Source organism: Corynebacterium genitalium ATCC 33030 (genome assembly GCF_000143825.1).
GTDB lineage: Bacteria > Actinomycetota > Actinomycetes > Mycobacteriales > Mycobacteriaceae > Corynebacterium > Corynebacterium genitalium.
Window position 1 is genome coordinate 190510 of the sequence record NZ_CM000961.1, and the last position, 18987, is coordinate 209496.

At 63.9% G+C, this 18987-nt stretch carries 17 protein-coding genes and 1 pseudogene; 7 read left to right on the forward strand and 11 right to left on the reverse strand.

The window, feature by feature from the left end:
- Positions 1-53 precede the first annotated feature (53 nt).
- From HMPREF0291_RS00845 to HMPREF0291_RS00855, 3 genes are read left to right on the forward strand one after another with little or no spacing between them, the layout of a single operon-like run.
- Entirely contained in the window at positions 54-950 is an 897-nt protein-coding gene (locus HMPREF0291_RS00845) for a MetQ/NlpA family ABC transporter substrate-binding protein (RefSeq protein ID WP_005286485.1), read from the forward strand.
- Positions 950-2014, forward strand: a complete 1065-nt coding sequence (locus HMPREF0291_RS00850; RefSeq protein ID WP_005286488.1) for a methionine ABC transporter ATP-binding protein — start codon at positions 950-952, stop codon at positions 2012-2014. The genes HMPREF0291_RS00845 and HMPREF0291_RS00850 overlap by 1 nt, the downstream gene beginning before the upstream one ends.
- The gene (locus HMPREF0291_RS00855; protein ID WP_005286491.1) at positions 2015-2695 is read left to right on the forward strand and encodes a methionine ABC transporter permease; all 681 of its coding nucleotides are present in this window, start codon (positions 2015-2017) and stop codon (positions 2693-2695) included. It begins immediately after the preceding gene.
- Here the strand turns inward: HMPREF0291_RS00855 and HMPREF0291_RS00860 are convergent.
- The 6 genes from HMPREF0291_RS00860 to HMPREF0291_RS00885 all read right to left on the reverse strand — a co-directional run bounded on the left by HMPREF0291_RS00860 (position 2682) and on the right by HMPREF0291_RS00885 (position 9630).
- Entirely contained in the window at positions 2682-3602 is a 921-nt protein-coding gene (locus HMPREF0291_RS00860) for a sucrase ferredoxin (protein WP_050748763.1), read from the reverse strand. The genes HMPREF0291_RS00855 and HMPREF0291_RS00860 overlap by 14 nt on opposite strands.
- Positions 3603-3628: 26 nt before the next feature.
- Complete coding sequence (locus tag HMPREF0291_RS00865; protein WP_005286498.1) at positions 3629-5194, reverse strand: Y-family DNA polymerase; 1566 nt, start codon at positions 5192-5194, stop codon at positions 3629-3631.
- Positions 5195-5980: a hypothetical protein gene (locus HMPREF0291_RS00870; protein ID WP_232210311.1), complete on the reverse strand. Its 786-nt coding sequence runs from the start codon at positions 5978-5980 to the stop codon at positions 5195-5197.
- A gap of 202 nt (positions 5981-6182) precedes the next feature.
- Positions 6183-7574: an ATP-binding protein gene (locus tag HMPREF0291_RS00875; protein WP_005286505.1), complete on the reverse strand. Its 1392-nt coding sequence runs from the start codon at positions 7572-7574 to the stop codon at positions 6183-6185.
- Between the two features lie 132 nt (positions 7575-7706).
- On the reverse strand, positions 7707-8369 hold the full coding sequence (locus HMPREF0291_RS00880) for a response regulator transcription factor (protein WP_005286508.1): 663 nt from the start codon (positions 8367-8369) through the stop codon (positions 7707-7709).
- Between the two features lie 34 nt (positions 8370-8403).
- Positions 8404-9630: an ATP-binding protein gene (locus tag HMPREF0291_RS00885; protein ID WP_040423908.1), complete on the reverse strand. Its 1227-nt coding sequence runs from the start codon at positions 9628-9630 to the stop codon at positions 8404-8406.
- 112 nt (positions 9631-9742) lie between these two features.
- On the opposite strand from HMPREF0291_RS00885, the gene HMPREF0291_RS00890 reads away from it, so the two are divergent.
- On the forward strand, positions 9743-10849 hold the full coding sequence (locus HMPREF0291_RS00890) for a PspC domain-containing protein (RefSeq protein WP_005286514.1): 1107 nt from the start codon (positions 9743-9745) through the stop codon (positions 10847-10849).
- A 35-nt stretch (positions 10850-10884) separates the two neighbouring features.
- Here HMPREF0291_RS00890 and guaA read toward each other — a convergent pair whose 3' ends face one another.
- A complete protein-coding gene (gene guaA / locus HMPREF0291_RS00895; protein WP_005286517.1) occupies positions 10885-12492 on the reverse strand; it encodes a glutamine-hydrolyzing GMP synthase in 1608 nt (535 codons plus the stop codon).
- Positions 12493-12708: 216 nt separating this feature from the next.
- Here guaA and HMPREF0291_RS12180 point away from each other — a divergent pair.
- Positions 12709-13610 (forward strand): annotated as a pseudogene (locus tag HMPREF0291_RS12180) (EamA family transporter).
- Here HMPREF0291_RS12180 and HMPREF0291_RS00905 read toward each other — a convergent pair.
- A complete protein-coding gene (locus HMPREF0291_RS00905) occupies positions 13594-14808 on the reverse strand; it encodes a GuaB3 family IMP dehydrogenase-related protein (RefSeq protein ID WP_005286526.1) in 1215 nt (404 codons plus the stop codon). The pseudogene HMPREF0291_RS12180 and the gene HMPREF0291_RS00905 overlap by 17 nt on opposite strands.
- Positions 14809-14811: 3 nt before the next feature.
- Positions 14812-16344: an IMP dehydrogenase gene (gene guaB, locus HMPREF0291_RS00910; RefSeq protein WP_005286529.1), complete on the reverse strand. Its 1533-nt coding sequence runs from the start codon at positions 16342-16344 to the stop codon at positions 14812-14814.
- A gap of 114 nt (positions 16345-16458) precedes the next feature.
- Between guaB and HMPREF0291_RS00915 the strand changes: the two genes are divergently transcribed.
- Positions 16459-16830 (forward strand): DUF5319 domain-containing protein, encoded by a 372-nt coding sequence (locus HMPREF0291_RS00915; protein WP_040423417.1) that lies wholly within the window; start codon positions 16459-16461, stop codon positions 16828-16830.
- 22 nt (positions 16831-16852) lie between these two features.
- Here the strand turns inward: HMPREF0291_RS00915 and HMPREF0291_RS11155 are convergent, their stop codons facing one another.
- Positions 16853-17797 (reverse strand): hypothetical protein, encoded by a 945-nt coding sequence (locus HMPREF0291_RS11155; protein ID WP_005286535.1) that lies wholly within the window; start codon positions 17795-17797, stop codon positions 16853-16855.
- Between the two features lie 2 nt (positions 17798-17799).
- Positions 17800-18411, reverse strand: a complete 612-nt coding sequence (locus tag HMPREF0291_RS00925; RefSeq protein ID WP_156774776.1) for a sigma-70 family RNA polymerase sigma factor — start codon at positions 18409-18411, stop codon at positions 17800-17802.
- 246 nt (positions 18412-18657) lie between these two features.
- Here HMPREF0291_RS00925 and HMPREF0291_RS00930 point away from each other — a divergent pair, with 246 nt between their 5' ends.
- The gene (locus HMPREF0291_RS00930; RefSeq protein ID WP_040423419.1) at positions 18658-18972 is read left to right on the forward strand and encodes a WhiB family transcriptional regulator; all 315 of its coding nucleotides are present in this window, start codon (positions 18658-18660) and stop codon (positions 18970-18972) included.
- Positions 18973-18987: the final 15 nt, after the last annotated feature.

Here is an 18987-nt window from a genome sequence, read left to right on the forward strand (position 1 = left end):
AGATTTTCGAAGTCATATTTGACCACCCCTAGCAAGAAAGTGCAGGAAAAGATATGCGCTTCAACCGCATCATCGCGACCGCCGCAGCCTCCGTTCTGGCGGCAACCGGCCTGGTCGCATGCTCTGACGAGTCGGCAGACAACGCAGCCGGCAAGAACAACGGCGGCGACGATCAGGTTGTCCGGATCGGCACCACCGACTCCGACCAGAAGGCTTGGTCTGTCTTCATGGAGCTGGCTGAGAAGGAGGGCATCACCCTCGAGCTCACCCCGTTCACCGAGTACCCGCCGGTCAACCCGGCGCTGGCTCAGGACCAGATCGACATCAACAAGTTCCAGCACATCCTGTACCTGGCTGAGTACAACGCCTCCTCCGGCGACGACCTGAAGATCGTCGGCTCCGGCGAAATCAACACCCTGGGCCTGTTCTGGAAGGACCACGACAGCCTCGACGACATCGAGGGCCAGAAAGTCGCCATCCCGAACGACCCGTCCAACCAGGGCCGCGCCATCAACGTGCTGGTCCAGGCTGACCTGGTCAAGGTCAAGGACGGTGCTGACACGCTGAACCCGACCCCGGCCGACATCGACAAGGATGCCTCCAAGGTTGAGGTCACCCCGGTCGACGCGTCCCAGACCCCGACCGCCTACAACCAGGGCGACCCGGCCGTGATCAACAACACCTGGTTGGGCCGCGCCGGCATCGACGCGTCCACTTCTGTCTTCGCGGACGACCCGAACTCTGAGCTGGCGGAGCCGTACATCAACATCTTCGCTGTCCGCGCAGACGACGTCGACAACGCGACCTACGACAAGCTCGTGGAGATCTGGCAGTCCGACGAGGTCACCGAGGCTCTGAACGAGGACTCCAACGGCACCGCTGTCCAGGTGGAGAAGACCAAGGAGGAGCTCGACGAGATCCTCAAGCGCCTGGAAGAGGACTTCAAGTAATGGCACCCACCGGCACCCGGATTGAGTTCCGGAACGTCCACAAGACGTTCCGCTCCAAGAAAGGCGGGGCGGATGTCGTCGCACTCGACAACGTCAACCTCACCGTTGAACCCGGTGAGATCTTGGGCGTCATCGGATATTCGGGTGCCGGCAAGTCCACCCTCGTGCGCATGATCAACGGGCTGGACACCCCGACTTCCGGTGAGATTCTGCTCGACGGCACCAACATTGTCGGCATGCCTGGCAAGCAGTTGCGCGACGTGCGCCGCAGCATCGGGATGATTTTCCAGCAGTTCAACCTGCTCACCTCGCTCACTGCGGCAGGCAATGTTGAGTACCCGCTGAAGATGACGGACATGAGCAAGTCCGAGCGCGCCGCCCGCGTGCAGGAACTACTCGAGTTCGTCGGCCTGGGTGAGCGCGGCAAGAACTACCCGGAGCAGCTGTCCGGCGGCCAGAAGCAGCGCGTCGGCATTGCCCGTGCGCTTGCCACGGATCCCTCGCTTTTGCTTGCCGACGAGGCCACCTCCGCCCTCGACCCCGAAACCACCCAGGAAGTCCTGGAACTGTTGCGGGTGATCAACCAGCGCACCGGAATCACCATCGTCGTGATCACGCACGAGATGGACGTCATCCGCGCCATCGCGGACAAGGTCGCTGTCATGGAGGCCGGCAAGGTCGTCGAATACGGCTCTGTCTACGACGTGTTTTCTAATCCGAAAACGCACGTGGCGCAGCGGTTTGTGTCGACGTCGTTGCGCAACACTCCGTCGAAAAGCGAAGAGCGCGAACTCTTGGGCGGCGACGGCCGACTGTTCACCGTCGACTTGTCGTCGAACTCCGGGGTCTTCTCCGCGGCCGCGAAGCTGCAGGAGCAGGGCGTGGGGCTCGATGTCGTGCACGGCAGCGTGACCACCCTGCAGGAACAGTCCTTCGGCAAAATGACGGTGCGCCTGACCGGCGACAACCGCGCCATCGAGGAGTTCTACCGCAGAATGCAGGAGACCACCACCATTCACGAAATCACCGGCAACACCACTGCTGAGATTGGGGAGGAGAAGTAAATGACTGAGCAGATCCTCGCCCAAATGGACTGGGACCGCCTGGGCCCCACATACCTCCAGGCCATTCAGGACACGCTGTTCATGGTGATCATCACCATGCTCGTCGGCGGGTTCTTCGGCCTGATCATCGGCATGTTCCTCTACACCACCCGCGCTGGCGGTGTGCTGGAGAACCGGTTTGTCTACTGGACACTGAACATCCTGGTGAACTTCTTCCGCCCTATCCCGTTCATCATCATGATCGCCATGCTTTACTCCGTGACTCTGTCGGTGGTGGGCACGACGATCGGACGCGGGGCAGCCACATTCGTCATGTGCGTGACCGCGACGTTCACCGTGGCACGCATCGTGGAGCAGAACCTCGTCGCCATCGACCCCGGCGTGATTGAAGCAGCCCGCGCGATGGGTGCTGGCCCATGGCGCATCATCCGCACCGTGATCGTCCCGGAGGCACTCGGCCCGCTGATCTTGGGCTTCACCTTCATCTTCATCGCCGTGATCGACATGTCCGCCATGGCCGGCTACATCGGCGGCGGTGGTCTGGGTGACTTCGCCATCGTCTACGGTTACCGCGCGTTTGAGCCGCAGGTGACGTGGCTGGCAGTGATCACCATTGTGGTCATCGTTCAGCTCGCCCAGTTGCTGGGCAACGTGCTGTCGCGGAAGGTCATGCGCCGATAAGTTCGAGCTTTTCGACGCCCCAGTACGTACCCGTTTTCGGTTCGTCGCCGCAGGAGGAAATCACTCCTGCGGCTTCGTTTTGCGTAAGGGTGACTGCGAACTGGCGCGGCCCCCGGTGCGTATCGTCGGCAAACACGATTGTGGCTGCACCGTCGCCAACGGTTTCGTCCACGAGCGTGAACTGGCCGTAGGCGACATCCTCGCCCTCGTTCTGCAAGTGGGCAGCCACGGCGATCTCGGCGGCCTGCGCCGACGCCGACAACGTTCCGCGTCCTCGGTTGCCGGGAACGAAGTACTGCGCGCGCATCGCCGCGCCGATCATCGCTTCCGTGGCCTCCAGATTCATCCGCCCGAAGCTGTACCCCCACGGCATGAGCAGCATTGCCGGGGCGAAACGGTGCCCCTTGACATGCGAGGTCTCCCACACGATGTCGCCGGTGCGGCGGAACGGATAGCGCCGCTCCAGCTCCATCACCAACGGGCGTCCCTTCACAGCGCAGCAGCGGTCGCGCTTCGCGTGCGTGCACACCAGCAACAGTGGCGCGATGCGCGTCTGCCCACCGTTGAGGCCCGGCGCGGAGAAATCCATCTCCAGAAGGTCCTCAACACCATCGACGTGGTGGACCTCCGTGATTCCGACATCCGAGAAGACGGTGTACAGGTGCGGCTTGTCAATGTCGCGCCCCTCCCGCGTGGGGTGACGGATGAGCTGAAGCGAGGCATCGAATTTCTTCAGGTGCGCTTTGAGCTTCGCGGTGAGCTCCTCACCTAAGGTTCCACCGTCGAGAACATCGTGGCTCCAGGGGCCAGGGTGCTCGAACAGGACATAGGTCCCCGCCGTTTTGGCGGTGCCGGGCAGCGGTTCGACTTCGACATCGGAACACATTGGCTGGCGGGGAGCGGGCATACTTCTTAGGGTAGCCTATCTCGCTCTCAGGTATATAAAGCCTCGATCCGCCACTGCTGCTTCGACCACAACAGCAGCCACGCCGCGCGCTCACCGCCCGTGGGCTTCTCCCCTACCACCTGCAGGCGCGCGACCTTCTGCGGGTTATCACCCCACCACCCTTCGTCCACAGGCCATGGCCCCGCCCAGCCGGTGACCACGTAGCGGTGTTCACCCCATCCCAACGCGTACGGCTCTCCCGTCAGCAGCGCTTCCGCTGTCACACCGATCTGCCTCGCATCCACGCTGATCAGCTTCACCCGCGACGCTGGGTGGTCCAGACCGCCGCCGATCCGGGCAGGCAGCGGGGCCAAGATCGCGCCCGGCCACGAGGCAGCCGCTGCGGCACTGGCAGCCTCACTGCCCTGCTCGCCGAAGGGGACGAGGGCGATGCGCTCGACCACGCCACGGCCCCCGGCGGGGCGGGGCTGCACAACGGCATCAATGCCCAGCGAGGACTGGATCCGCTCGGCGACGCGGCGGGCCTCCCGGGCCGCCTCCTCCGGCCCCGCGGCAGCACCGCCCCAGAGCTGACCGGCCGGCTCAGGTGGCGCGACCTCCAGCGGCTCCAGGATGAGGGAGGCGATCGCGCCCGCTCCCCCGCCGGTGAGCCACCCGTCGAGCTGCCAGCGCACGCGGTCGGCAGTGGCCCTCTCGGTCAGGGCATCGCGGGTGCGCCAGATGCGTTCAAGGGAGGTACCGTCGCTCAGCTCCGCTTTCACTTTGAGCCGCACGCAGTTCTGCCCAGCGTCAGCAAGCCGCTCGTGCAAGCTGGCGGCCAGCGCGCGGGCGGCGAAGGCAGCGGCGTCGACGCGGTCGATCGGATCCTCGGGTGTCACGGACACCGCGAGATCAGTCGTAGGCAGCTCCGGGGCGACGCGGCGGTCCGGCGCACCCCGCGCAATCCGGTGGCAGTGCAGCCCCGTCTGGCCGAAACGCGTCGAGATTGCGGTGGCGGGTACGGCAGTGAGATCCCCCAGCGTGCTAATCCCCAGCTGCCCCAGCGACTTCACCGTCTCTGCATCTGCACCGAGCGCCGTCTCCGCTGTGAGCACACGCAACGGCTGGCTGGCCAGGAAGTCCACCGACCCGCCCGGCGGGACCACCGCGCAGGTGCGCGCGGCGACGACGGCCGTGGCAATCTCGTCTGCGATCCCGATGAGCGGGTTGATGCCGGGGCGTGATGCAGCGTCGATAAGCATCTCGGCAGCGCGCTCCTCACCGCCGTGGAACTTGCCTGCAGCCGCAATGTCCACGACGATAAGCCCAGGGCGCAACACCTCGACCGACGAAGCCACATCATCGAAACTGGCCGCGAGCGCAGCGAAGATGCGCCCGTCACGGTCCGGATTGTCGTCGACGACCGTAAGCCCCGGGCACACCGACTGCGCGTGGCGCACCTTCATACCGCGGCGAATGCCCAGCTTGCGGGCGGCGTGCGAAACGACCTTGATGCGGTGCTGGCGCGCGACGGCCAACGGCTCTGCCAGATCGTCTTCGAGGCATGCAGCCTGCACCGGCCAATCGGGGAACCATATGGCGGCGACGCGCATCTACGTCACCACCTTGAGCGCCGGAGCTGCCGGGGCTGCCACCGTCTCCCGAGCCTGACCGACGGTGACCGTGCCCGATGCCGGATGCGCGCTTTTCGGCTGCGCCCGCACCCGGATATCCAGCCCCGTGATGCGCCCTGTGCCCCGGCCGATCCCCCGGAACTCCTGCACGTCACCAGTGACAGTGAGCGCCGGTGACGGCACCGTCGCGCCGACGAGCATGAGCGCGGCCCGGCCTTTGCGCAGCTTGCCCAGCAGCGGACGCGCCCGCACCGGGGATAGCTCGACGCGCGCGCGGGTGCGGAAGACCACCAGATCCAGCCCCTCCACCAGCACCCCGGTGATCCCCAACGGGTCCACCCCGGGGTCCGGGACCGCAATGACACGATTCAAACACTCTGGCGGAAGCGCCGCGTACGACAGCTCCGGCCAGCCGACCACGCCGACATACCCGCCCACTTCGGTGATCTGCAGCAGCATCTCCACCACCAGTGCCGGGGTGTCACTCATGTGCGTCACCGCGTGGCGCGGCAGGCCGCCGCCGGGCAGAATATTCTCGAATTGCGTACCGAGTTCCAGGACATCAGCCCTTGCAATGTGGCCAGCATGAGGCCCGCCGAGCTGGTCCGGAACCTCCCCGCCGATCTGCGCCATGCGGGCGCGCAGCTGCGCGATCTGCTCGGTGCGAGCGGAACTGGCGGGACCAGCAGGCGCAGCGGAGCCGGAGGCGGCAGCCAACCCGGCCAGCGCCTCCACATCCACCTTGCGAACACTTGTTCCACTCACGAAGATGATTATGCTCGCCGGGGTAACCAAGGTCAATCGAAAATATCGAACATGCTTTCTATGCGGCGGAATGGCCTAGCGACTTCAGACCATGCATGACGCAATCTACTTGAAACCGTTTCGAGTAGGTTTCAAGTAGATCGATCTGCGCAGGTCAGACTAGATACAACGTGTTTCGAGTACGTTTCGAGTAGCTTTCGAGCTAGCCTAGCGGGCCCGCTACCGACCACACTGCGCGCGGATCACGGGAGCTGTTTCCACGCCACTCTATGATTCCCTTGTCCCGCATCGCTTGCAGAGCGCGACGCACAGGAGGCGTCGATAAGCCCAAGGCCTCAGCGATCTCACCCGTCGACATTGACCTGCCACTTGCTTGAAGAACGGAAAGCACATCCGCAGAATGCGGCGGCAAAGCGTCGACAGCTTCCAAGTTCAGGCGCTGAACAGCATTCAAGGTGAGAATCACACTTCCACTAGTCTGCCTGTACACAGGATCCGTGAAACCAACTCGGCGCATACCGGCGAACATACGGCGAATACCTTCGCCGAGCTCTTGGCCAATGCGAAGCTCCGCGGTAACCCTTGCGATGAGAGGATTCCTGGCAAACCGCGCAATCGACTCAGGCTTGTCAGGATCCACGAGTCCCGGAAAACGGCCAGGGCTAGAGACTTCAATCCGGCCCGGGTACATCTCGAAACGGATGTGGTCACCGCTCATGCTGTAGGACCTGTGGATCACCGCATTAACCAACCCCTCAAGCCACACATCGTGAGGGATCAGATTTTCATCTTCAAACAGCCCCTCTCCGGTCAACCTGCGGACCTTGGGCAGCATTTCGCTGATCGCATTCTGCACATGAGCGATCTGCTGCGGCAGCGGGCCATCGAAACGCCGATCAGCCATGAGTTGTTGCTGGTAACCGGAGAGCCGTTCATCGTCGCCGAACTGAAGCACACGCACATGCGCATTCGGGAAATACTCCTGCGGGTTCTTACCAAACAAAAGAATCGCTGCCGTGCGAGGTCGACCATCACGGTCAACCAAGTTGCGGGCCCTCAACGCATCGACCACGGACGATGAACCTATAACCTCGGCGTAGTTCTCCACCAGTTCCCAATTGAGGTCCTCGGCGGTCGCACGGGGCGGCACCGACGCGTCAAACTGCTGCTCCCCTTTGGTGTACCGGAGCTCGAGGATGTCGTCCGCCTTCAGCCGCTTGGACTCGTCGCCAACACGCAAGAAGCACTCCCCCGATTTCAAGTAATGCACCCTGTCGCTCGGCAGGACATTGAAGAGAAGAACAGATGCGCCTTCTTCCGTATCAAGAGCTTCTATACCAACACGAACGGTCGGATCCGTGTGATCGAACGTCACTTGGCGCAAATCATTTTCCTGCGCAGAGGTCGGTTGACCATCAAACCGGCGATCAGTGATTCCAACCGCAATCACACCGCCTTCCGCGTTAGCCATGGCCACAACTGTTTTGGCAAGGTCCTTTGGGGCGATGCGGAACGATTTCCGCTCAAACCACTGATCCTCGTCAAGAGTCAACAGCAGCGCGGGGTCATCCTGAAAAGAGGGACTTTCTTTCACAGCAGCAACTCTACTTGAAACCGTTTCGAGTAGGTTTCAAGTAGATTGATCTGCGCAGGTCAGACTAGATACAACGTGTTTCGAGTACGTTTCGAGTAGCTTTCGAGTACCTCGCGAGCGCCAAGCTGATCTTTAGTCCAGCGCGCGTTCCGACGCCCACCGCGTGAGCTGATGCCGGTTCGATGTCTGCGTCTTGCGCAGCACATTCGACGCGTGCGTCTCCACCGTCTTGACGGAAATGAACAGCTCAGACGCGATTTCCTTATACGTGTACCCGCGCGCGAGCAACCGCAGCACCTCGAGCTCGCGCCGCGTCAGCTTATCGACGACCGCCTCATCCTCCCCCGCCTTCTCTGGCTCCCCCGCAGGATCCTCGACTACCCCGCCTGACGCGAACGCATCGAGCACGAAACCGGCCAGCCGCGGCGAGAAGTACGCGTCCCCGCCGTGCACCTGGGTGATCGCTTCGGCCAGCTCAGGCCCGTCGATGTTCTTGGTCACGTACCCGCGGGCACCGGCGCGGATCAGCGCAATGACGTCCTCGGCGGCGTCGGAGACGGACAGGGCCAGGTACTGCGGCCCGGGTGCTCGGGTGATCACGGCGAGGCCGCCGCCATCGGGCATGTGAACGTCCAAAAGCACGACGTCAGGCTGGGTGTCCCCGATTCCTGTGACCGCGTCGGCGACCGTGCCGGCGTCACCAACAATCTTAATGCCGGGCGCCGCGCTCAGCTCTGCCCGGACGCCGGAGCGGAAGACCGAGTGGTCGTCGACGAGGAACACCTTGACTGCCATGAACCCGACACTACCCCGCACCGAAGGTGCTGGGTCACGCAGCCAAAGTCAGTGCGACCTCGGTGCCTTTGCCCGGGGCGGTCTTGATTGTCGCTGTGCCCCCGGCGCGCTCCATGCGGCCGGTGATCGAATCGCGAACGCCGTGGCGGTCGGCCGGGATCGCCGCTGGGTCAAACCCAGCGCCGCGGTCGCGGACGAACACGGAGAGCTCACCGGCGAGGTTTTCGGCATACACATCGATCCCGTCTGCCCCCGAGTGCTTCACCGCGTTCACCATGGCTTCCCGGGCCGCCAGGACTATGGGCTCGACGTTCTCATCAAAGGCTGTGTCGTCGCCGACGGTGACGGGGCGGATGGTCACGTTGAACAGGTCCTCGACTTCTCCGGCGGCGGTGTTGATCGCGGCGAAGAAGGTAGCCGGCGTGGGTGGCGCAGCAGCAGTCGGCGCGGGTTCGGGATTGGTGGTGTGGGTGGTCCAGCCGGGGGCGGGCGAAGCGTCGTAAAGCCATGCTCTCAGCTCGCGTTCCTGGCGGCGCGCAAGGCGGGCGACCTCCTCAGAGTCGTCGGCGCGCTTCTGAATGAGCGCAAGCGTCTGCAGCACAGAATCATGCAGGTGAGCGGCGATGTCGGCACGCTGCGCGGCGACAGCTTTATCCTGGCGCTCCTCGACGAGCGAGCGGAGCAGACGCGCAATGAGCGGCACCACGAGAATGCCCACCCCGAGCACAGCCACCAGCACAGCCACAACCACGCCCATGATCCCGCCGCGGTCGCCCATGAGCGCTATGACAATGACACCCCCCATGACCAGCACACCGCCGACGAGCAGAGAGGCGATCGAACCCGCGGTACGCATGTCGCGGTCGTACGCCCGCCAGGCCAGCACCGCGCCGACCGCGACCATGACCACCACCGCGACGAACGCGCCATTACCGGGATCCCCCACCGCCGACGTCGACATCGACCACAGCACAAACGCCGTGACGACCAGCAGCAGGTTGAGGATCCCTCCGATCCGTTTGCCGTCCACGACAGGCCGCTCCGGTTCACCCTGCGGGGTGAAGATCCACAGAGCGGCGTACAGGATGACGCCCAGCCCGCCGAAGAGGGAGGACAGGGAGAGGAAAAGGCGGATGTACACGACCTCGATGTTCAGATGCGTAGACAACCCCGCCGCGACACCAGCGACAACCCGGTGCTCCTGCTCGCGCACAAAGCGCGGGTAGGGCCGGGGCGGCTCGGAGGCATAGTGCTGGGGCATGCTGTTCATCTTGGCACGCGGCATGCGGCGGGGAATCAGGGCAAACCCTGAACTTGGGATTTCAGGGTGAATCCCGATACCGCTTGCACCCAGTACTTCGCATACTGAAGCCATGAACGAGACACTGAAACTGATGTGGGACACCCGCCCACCGCGGATCCCGAAGAAACAAGGCGGAGACGCCATGGTCGCCGGCATCTGCGAAGGAATCGGCGTCCGCTACCACATCGACCCCACCCTCGTGCGCGTTGCGTTCGCCGCGCTGTCCCTCGTATTCGGAGTGGGGCTGTTCGTCTACACCCTGTGCGGTTTCCTCATGCCGCGCTTCGGCTTATCGACGTCCCCCGCCCAAGCCATTTCAACCCCCAAGCATCAGCTCGACGCCGTGGAGGTCAAAGAACGAGACACGGGCTGGGGTTTGCTGGTCCTGCTGTTCATTTTCTTCCCGACGATCAGCGCGTGGACCTGGGCCGAAGCAACCGCCTCCGCGCTCGCCGGGCTAGCCCTTTCCGCCCTCGCCTGGTGGGCGCTGCACCAGCGCCAACCCGAACCGCCGGCCGGGCTCATCGTGCCATCGCGCGTCCGGCACCCGCAGCCTGAGCCGGGCGCCCAGCCCCAGCCCGAGCCGCAACCCGAGCAGCAACAGCCCGTGGACCCGATTGTCACCGCCCGGTTCACTGCCCCGGAGGGCTACCCCCACCCGGCCCACGGCCGCACCACTCCCCCGTCGTGGGACCCGCTGGGCACAGCACCCCAGCTGTGGCACCTCCCGGACCCGGGTTACGAACCCCCGCAACAGGCCCGCATGAAGCCGAACCGGCCGTTGTGGATCTGGATTCCGGTCGCGGTGCTGTTGACCGTGAGCGTGTTCCTCACCATGGCCGTCGGCAGCAATCTACGAAATCGCGATTGGTCCGGCTTCGGGCAAACCACAGTCGTCGTCAGCGACGAAGAGACAATCTTCCCCATCGACGGCTACGTCGGCGAACTCAACGTCGACCTAACCGATCTGCCTCCGCTGAAAGAACCTGCGACGCTGGACATCAACCACAAAGTCGGCACCGTCAACGTGACCATGCCGAAGGCGAAGATCCCCTACGAGGTGAACTGCTCCATCAACATCGGCGAAACCGCATGCCCGCCGTCAAGCACACAGGGCGAAGGGGAAACGCTGACGCTCAACATCCACGAAGGAGTTGGCAGGATCCAGGTCACGTGACCTGAATAAACCAGGTAAGCCGAGCGGGCCGGTTCTTACTCCCACTCAATGGTTCCCGGCGGTTTGGACGTGATATCCACAACCACACGATTGACGTCCTCGACTTCGTTGGTAATGCGGGTGGAGATGAGCTCCAGGACCTCGTACGGGACGCGAACCCAGTCCGCAGTCATCGCGTCTTCGGAGGTGACGGGGCGCAGCACGATCGGGTGGCCGTAGGTGCGGCCGTCACCCTGGACACCGACGGAGCGGACATCTGCAAGCAGGACGACCGGGCACTGCCAGATCTGGTCGTCGAGACCGGCGCGGGTAAGCTCCTCGCGCGCAATGGCGTCAGCCGCGCGCAGGGTTTCCAGCCGCTCAGCGGTGACCTCACCAACGATGCGGATGCCCAGGCCCGGGCCTGGGAAGGGCTGGCGGTTCACGATCACTTCCGGCAGGCCCAGCTCGCGGCCGACAGCACGAACCTCGTCCTTGAACAAGGTGCGCAGGGGCTCGACGAGCTCGAACTCAACATCATCAGGCAGGCCGCCGACGTTGTGGTGGCTCTTAATGTTCGCGGTACCCGTGCCGCCGCCGGACTCGACAACGTCCGGGTACAGGGTGCCTTGCACCAAAAAACCGACATCCTGCTGCCCGCTAGCGGAGTGCGAGACGACATCAGCCACCGCGCGCTCGAACGAACGGATGAACTCAGCACCAATGGCTTTGCGCTTCTCCTCCGGATCGGTCACACCGGCGAGCTTGCACAGGAAAGCTTCGCGCTCGTCGACCGTCACAAGTCGCGCACCGGTGGCGGCGACGAAGTCGGTCTCTACCTGCTCGCGTTCGCCCTTGCGCAGCAGGCCGTGGTCAACGAAGACACAGGTCAGACGATCGCCGATCGCACGCTGGACCAAAGCGGCGGCCACAGCGGAGTCCACACCGCCGGACAGGCCGCAGATGGCATGGCCGTCGGGGCCGATCTGCTCGGAGATCGCGTCGATAAGCTGGTCGGCAATGTTGGACGCCGTCCACGTCTGCTCCAGCCCGGCAATCTCGGTGAGGAATCGCGTAAGCACCTGCTGACCGTGTGGCGAGTGCATGACCTCCGGGTGGTACTGGACACCGGCCATGCGCGACTCCGCGTTCTCAAAGGCGGCGACGGGCGCGCCTTCGGTCGCGGCGGTGACATCGAAACCGTCCGGAGCCTTAGTCACGGAATCACCGTGGCTCATCCAGACTGGGTGCTGCTCATTCAGGCCAGAGTGAAGGACCCCGCCACGTACGTCCATGTTCGTGCGGCCGTACTCGCGCGAGCCGGTCTTGGCCACGGTGCCGCCGAGCGCCTGCGTCATCACCTGGAACCCGTAGCAAATGCCAAAGGTCGGCAGGCCCAGCTCGAAAATCTCCGGATCGAGCTGCGGCGCGCCGTCCTCGTAGACGGAGGACGGGCCGCCAGACAGCACAAGGGCGACCGGATCCTTTTCTTTCAACTCTGCCGCCGAAATGGTGTGCGGGACAACCTCGGAATAGACGCGCGCTTCACGCACGCGACGGGCGATGAGCTGGGCATACTGAGCGCCGAAGTCGACAACGAGAACCGGGCGCGGATGCGCGTTAGCGGTCGGGGTCTCTGCAGGGTCTTGCGCGGGGTTGGTCACGTTCCAAATCCTATCGCATGGCCCGCTGGGGCATTCTGATGCTCCCGTGCACAGCTCGTGCGATACCCAATCTCGCTTCTTGTGACCGGAGATAGATTTTTAGTATCGCCTTTCGCACCTAACCCAAGACGTTTCCGCAGGTCAGAATTCCGTGAACGCGCTAGAAGGCGATATTGAAATTGTACGGAGCGCGACACCTCGGGCAAGATCGTCGCCATGTCGGCCCCCACCTCAACCGCTAGCACCACCGCGCCCACCGGCACCGCTATGGGCGTGGCCTGCATTTTCGGTTCGTGCATTGCGCTCCAGCTCGGCGCAGCGCTGGCAGTGCAGTTGTTCCCGCACGCGGGAAGTTGGGCGACGGCGTCGCTGCGTCTGCTCATCGCGGCGGTGATCTTGGTGCTGGTCACCCGCCCGAAGTTCCGGACGTGGACGCGCAAACAGTGGTGGGCGATCATCACCTTCGGTCTATCCATGGGTTTCATGAACGGCTGCTTCTACACCGGAATCGAACGCATCCCGCTCGGCACAGCTGTGACCATCGAGTTCTTGGGCCCGCTCACGCTTGCGGCGGTGCTGTCGCGCACCGCGCGCGACATTGTCTGCGTCGTCCTCGCGCTCGCGGGCATGGTCCTGCTGGGCATCAACTCGTACAACGGCCACCCCCTGGACCCTGTCGGGGTCGGGTTTGTCCTGGCTGCAGGTTTTTCTGGGCGATGTACATTTTGGCGTCGAAACGCGCAGGCGGCCTTGTCCCCGGCCAGGGCGGGCTCGCGGTCGCGCTGACGGTCGGTGGCCTTGTGCTCATGCCGCTGGGCTGGCAGGGCTCGCTGACTATCCTCAGCGACAGTAATCTCCTCGCCCTCGCAGTGGGCACGGGCATTCTCGCGTCGCTCATCCCCTATTCGCTCGAGCTCATCGCGTTACGACGCCTCACCCCCAACACCTTCGCCATCCTGCTCTCCCTTGAACCCGTCTTCGCCGCATTCTTCGGCTGGCTCCTGCTCGAAGAGACCATTACGGGGCTCAAGACGGTGGCGATCGTGCTGGTGGTCAGCGCGTCGGTGATCCAGACCGCGGGAGCGCGCCGAAGCAGGCGCGCTAACCGGAAACGGTGATGTCGACTTTCTGGAAGCTCTTGATGTCGGTGTAGCCGCACTTGGCCATGACGCGGCGCAAGCCGCCGGCGAGGTTGTGGCCGCCCCAGGTGCTGGTGCTCGGGCCGTGGAGGATGGTCTTCAGGCTCGGGCTGTTCTCTCGGAGATTGCTCAGCACGTCCTGGGTGGCATCGGCGTCGTCGAGGCCCCAACCGAAACTGAATGAGCTGCTGGTGTTCTTGATGATGCCGCGCGGGAACCGCGGGTGCGCAGCTTGCGCCTGCCAGTAGTAACCGTACGCTGCGGCCTCTGATGCAGAGGCGAGGGCGGTGCCCAGCATGACTGCATCGGCGCCGCAGGCTACGGCCCGAGCAATATCTCCACTGGTGTGGATTCCTCCGTCAGCGATGATGTGGACGTACCGGCCTTCCGTCTCGTCGAGGTACTCGCGGCGGGCGGCGGCCGCGTCGGCGATCTGGGTGGCCATGTGGGTCCCGATGCCCAACGCGGAACCCGACGTCGTTGTCCCCTGCCCGACAATGATGCCTGCTGCGCCAGAGCGCATCAGGTGCAGCGCAGTGGTGTAGTCGGCCACGCCGCCGGCGATGACGGGAACGTCGAGTGAGCCGATGAATTCCTTCAGGTTGAGCGGCTCGCCGCCTTCCTGGACGTGTTCGGCGGAGATGATCTCGCCCTGGATGAATAGGATTTCAGCGCCGGCCTTGACCACGACGGGAGCTAGCTCGCGGGCGTTCTGGGGGCTGACGCGAACCGCAACGGTAATACCGGAGTCGCGGACTTGGGCGATGCGCTCCGATAAGAGGTCGTGATTCAGCGGCGCCGCGTGGAGCTCCTGGAGGGTCTTCACAGCACTGTCCTCGGCAGAGGTCGAGCGCTTGCCAGTGTCGTCCGCATTGAGCTTGGCGGCGATCACTTTCACAATCGCTTCGTCGAGATCGGCGTGGCGGCCCCAGAGACCTTCTGCGTTGATCACGCCTAGCCCACCCTGCTTGCCCATCTCGATGACGAACTCAGGGCTGGCCAGAGCGTCGGTCGGGTGGGAGGCGAAAGGGATCTCGAAGGTGTAGGCATCGATATGCCAGCTCAGGTCCACGTCCTTCGAGGAACGAGTGCGGCGCGCAGGCACGATCCCGATATCCCGCAGGTTGTAGGCGCGGCGGGCTTCGCGGCCGATGCCAATTTCAACGTAGTCGCGCATGCATTAACCCTTGTAGTTCGGAGCTTCGACAGTCTGCGTGATGTCGTGCGGGTGGGACTCGCGCAGGCCGGCGGCGGTGATCTGCACAAAGCGCTTGGTCTGCAGTTCCTCGATGGAGGCGGAGCCGGTGTAGCCCATGGCTGCGCGCAGGCCGCCGACGATCTGGTGGGTAATGGAGTCCAGCTCGCCGCGGTAGGGCACGCGGCCTTCAATGCCTTCTGGCACGAGCTTGTCCTCGCTGGTGACGTCAGCCTGGAAGTAGCGGTCCTTGGAGAAGGAACGCTTCTCCCCTGTCAGGCCGCGGCCCTGCATCGCACCCATGGAACCCATGCCGCGGTAGCGCTTGTACTGCTTGCCACCCACAACGACGATCTCGCCTGGGGCTTCCTTCGTGCCGGCGAGCATCGAGCCGAGCATGACGGTCGATGCACCAGCCGCGAGCGCCTTAGCCACGTCACCGGAGTGCTGCATACCGCCGTCGGCGATGATGGGCACGCCAGCCTGGTGGGCAGGAACGGACGCTTCAAGGATGGAAGTAATTTGCGGGGCGCCCACACCGGCGACAACACGCGTGGTGCAAATGGAGCCCGGGCCGATGCCGACCTTGATGGCGTCCGCACCGGCTTCGATCATCGCGGCGGCGGCTTCGCGGGTGGCTAGGTTACCGCCGACGACATCGACGCGGTCGCCGAAGTCCTTCTTCACGCGCGCCACCATGTCCAAAACCCGGTTGTTGTGGGCGTGGGCGGAGTCGACGATGAGGGCGTCCACGCCAGCGTCGACAAGCAGCCCCGCGCGGGAGTAGGAGTCCTCGCCTGTGCCGATGCCCGCAGCGACCAGCAAACGCCCCTCGGAGTCCTTGGACGCGTTCGGGAACTGCTCGGTCTTCACAAAGTCCTTCACGGTGATCAGGCCCGTGAGTTTGCCCTGCTTATCGACGATTGGCAGCTTCTCCACCTTGTTGGCGGACAGCAGCTTCAGCGCCTCTTCCTTGCTCACGCCGTCTTCGGCGACGACGAGCGGCATCGGAGTCATGACCTGGGCAACCGGGCGGGAGAAGTCCGGCTCGAAACGCATGTCGCGGTTGGTGATGATGCCGACGAGCACTCCGTCGCCGTCGACGACCGGCAGGCCGGAGATTCGGAAGCGGGCGCACAGCGCATCCACGTCAGCGATGGTCATGTCCGGCGACGCGGTGACCGGGTCGGTGACCATGCCGGATTCCGAACGCTTCACCACATCGACGTGCTCTGCTTGATCTTCGGCGGACAGGTTGCGGTGCAGCACGCCGATGCCGCCCTGGCGGGCCATGGCGATAGCCATGCGGGACTCGGTGACGGTGTCCATTGCGGCGGAAGCAACCGGGATGCCCAGGCGGATGTTGCGGCTGAACTGGGCGGAGGTGTCCACTTCACCGGGAACGATGTGGGACTCTGCCGGGAGCAGCAGCACGTCGTCGAAAGTCAGGCCGCGCAGGGCGATCTTGTTCGGGTCGTCCCCACCGGTGTGTACTCGCTGATTGGCTTCGCTGGACATGCCCTATCGCTCCCTTTCTTACAACCGCTTCAAGCACTTACGCAGATAGCATAGTGCCTTGCGCCCACACCCCGCGATTGTCCTTCCGCCCCGATCCGCAATAGGGTGAAAGGCGTGAACTTTGACTCCATGATGCCGCGCGACCCCTTCGCCGACGATCCCAACGATCCGGCATCCTTCATCGAAGACGACGAGGTCGTGGAGCCACTGACGCCCGAGGAGCGCCAGGCCGTCATCCGCGACCTCGCCCAGACCCGCGAGTTCAAGGAAGTCTTGGGCCCCCGCGGAATCCTAGGCATCTACTTCATGTGCGAAGACTGCGATGAAGTGCATTTCTATGACTGGGACATCATGATCAACAACATGATCGCCAACCTCAACAACGAGCTGCCGCCGGTCCACGAGCCGAGCGCGGAACCGAACGAGCGTGCTTATGTGCCGTGGGATTACGCCCTGGGCTACCTGGACGGACTCGACGCGCGCTAACGCAGCACGAGACCGCAGCTAGTTAGCCTGCCTGGTCGGAGGATGCGGCCGGGCTCGACGGGGCCGCTGACGGTGCTGGCCCGGATGGGGCCGAAGACGGAGCTGGCGCAGGTGCCGGCGCCGGCGCCGGGGCTTGCGTTGCAGCGTTGGATGGTGCCGGCTGAGTGCCCGGGTTCGCAGTCGCTGCTGGCTCGGTGACCACGACTGTCACCGTGACGGTATCTGGTGCAGGCGGCTGGGAAGCCGGACGTTCTGCGTCGTCTTTCTTCCGCTCAGTGGTGACCGTGACCGTTTCCTTGTCCGGACGCGGGGTCGAGGTGGTACCGCGCTGCGAGTTGCCGCGATCGCCGCGGTCACTGCGCTCCGCCTTCAAACTCGAGCGCAGTTGCTCGATCAGGCTGCGGGCACCTTCGATGTCGCCTTCTTCAGCCTTCGAGTCGATCTCATCGAGCGTGCTGGCCAGCTCCACATAATCGGTATTTCCACCGAACAGCTTCTGGGACGGGCCCCACAGCGGTGAATCCGGGGTGGCGTTGTACAGCGCAGCACCGGTGCCGGCCACCATGACCGTGGCGGCGGCTGCACCGACCAGACCTGCCATCCATGGGCTGGTGCGGTAACTGCGGCGCTTCTTGCGCTCAACGTCGAGCGGTACCGGGGCGACGGCCGCATCCACGTCGTCATCAAGCAAGTCGTCGTCAAGCAGCTCGTCCGAGAGCGACTCGTCCAAGAACGGTTCCCCCGCCAGAGGCTCCCCTACCGTCGGGTCCTCCGGCATCGGGGCCACCGGCATCAGCTCCTCCGTCGCTGGGGCCTCCAACGTCGGAGCCTCCGGCATCGGCGCTTCAACGTCGTCGCGCAGCTCCAAGAAGAGAGTAGCCAGCTGGTCTTGGCCGTCGGACGGGTCAATACCGTGGGACAGCGCTGTCAGGAATTCATCGCTGCGGTGTGCATCTTGAGGTTTCACGGCTACCCTCCTTGCTTCTTCTCGAGAGCCTTGCGCAGGGTGGCCAAGGCTCGGTGTTGGGCGACGCGGACTGCACCGGCTGTACTGCCGGTGATTTCCGCTGTCTCTTCGGCGGAAAGACCGACAAACACGCGCAAAACGATAATCTCACGCGCCTTCTCACTTAGTTGATCGAGCAATTCACGCGCAGCGTTACTACCTTCCATCTGCATCGCCGCATCCTCGGGCGTGAGACCGGAAAACTCCTGGTCAGGAACCTCATCTGTGGGGTTTGTTTTGTCGCGCGAAAGGGCCCGATGAGCGTCAGTGACTTTGTTGAACGCGATGCCGTAAACGAAAGCCATGAACGGCTTGCCCGTGTCCTTGTACTTGTCCACAGACGTTGCCACAGCGAGGCACACCTCTTGAGCGACGTCTTCCGCCGTGGGTGTGCGGCCGCCGTTGATGCGCGCACGGCAGTACCGCAGCACCATGGGGTGCACGACTCGAATGATGTCTTCTAACGCTCGACGGTCCCCCTCTTGTGCTCGCGGCACAAGATGAGCCAGCCGGCTGTCGGTGTCTACTCCTGACACGCCTCTCCTTTGCTCGCTCGTTGCCAGGGACCCGTCCATCGTACGCATACTCCCCGACACCCCCAACTGGAAAACTAAGAATAATTCACCGAGCTTTAACCTTGGCACATTTTCGCTGCTCATCGACGCGCCAGAATGCCGAACTCTCTGTGTTCAAACTGGGCGACACCTGACAGAAACCCGTTGTTTACCCGCACAGTGAACACTCCCTTGTCGGTGCTTGGCTCCCCATCAAGCAAAGCACGAACGGATCGCTACCTCAGGAGACCGCAAAGAATGCCTACGATGTCCATGCCTTCGCAACTGCCCGGCCCCAACGCTGATTTTTGGGATTGGCAGCTCCACGGCGCTTGCCGCGGAGAGGCGTCCGATGTCTTCTACCACCCGGACGGGGAGCGCGGCCGTGCCCGCACCCAGCGCGAGAACCGGGCGAAAGCTATTTGCTTGGGCTGCCCGGTGCTCGAGCAGTGCCGCGCCCACGCTCTCGCTGTCGCTGAACCGTACGGCATCTGGGGCGGTATGAGCGAGTCTGAGCGTCACGCCACTTTGCGCGGCAACCGCAGCCGCGGCGGCAAGAAGGTCGCCGTCGCCGCACGCTAGGCGCGTCCGGCACAG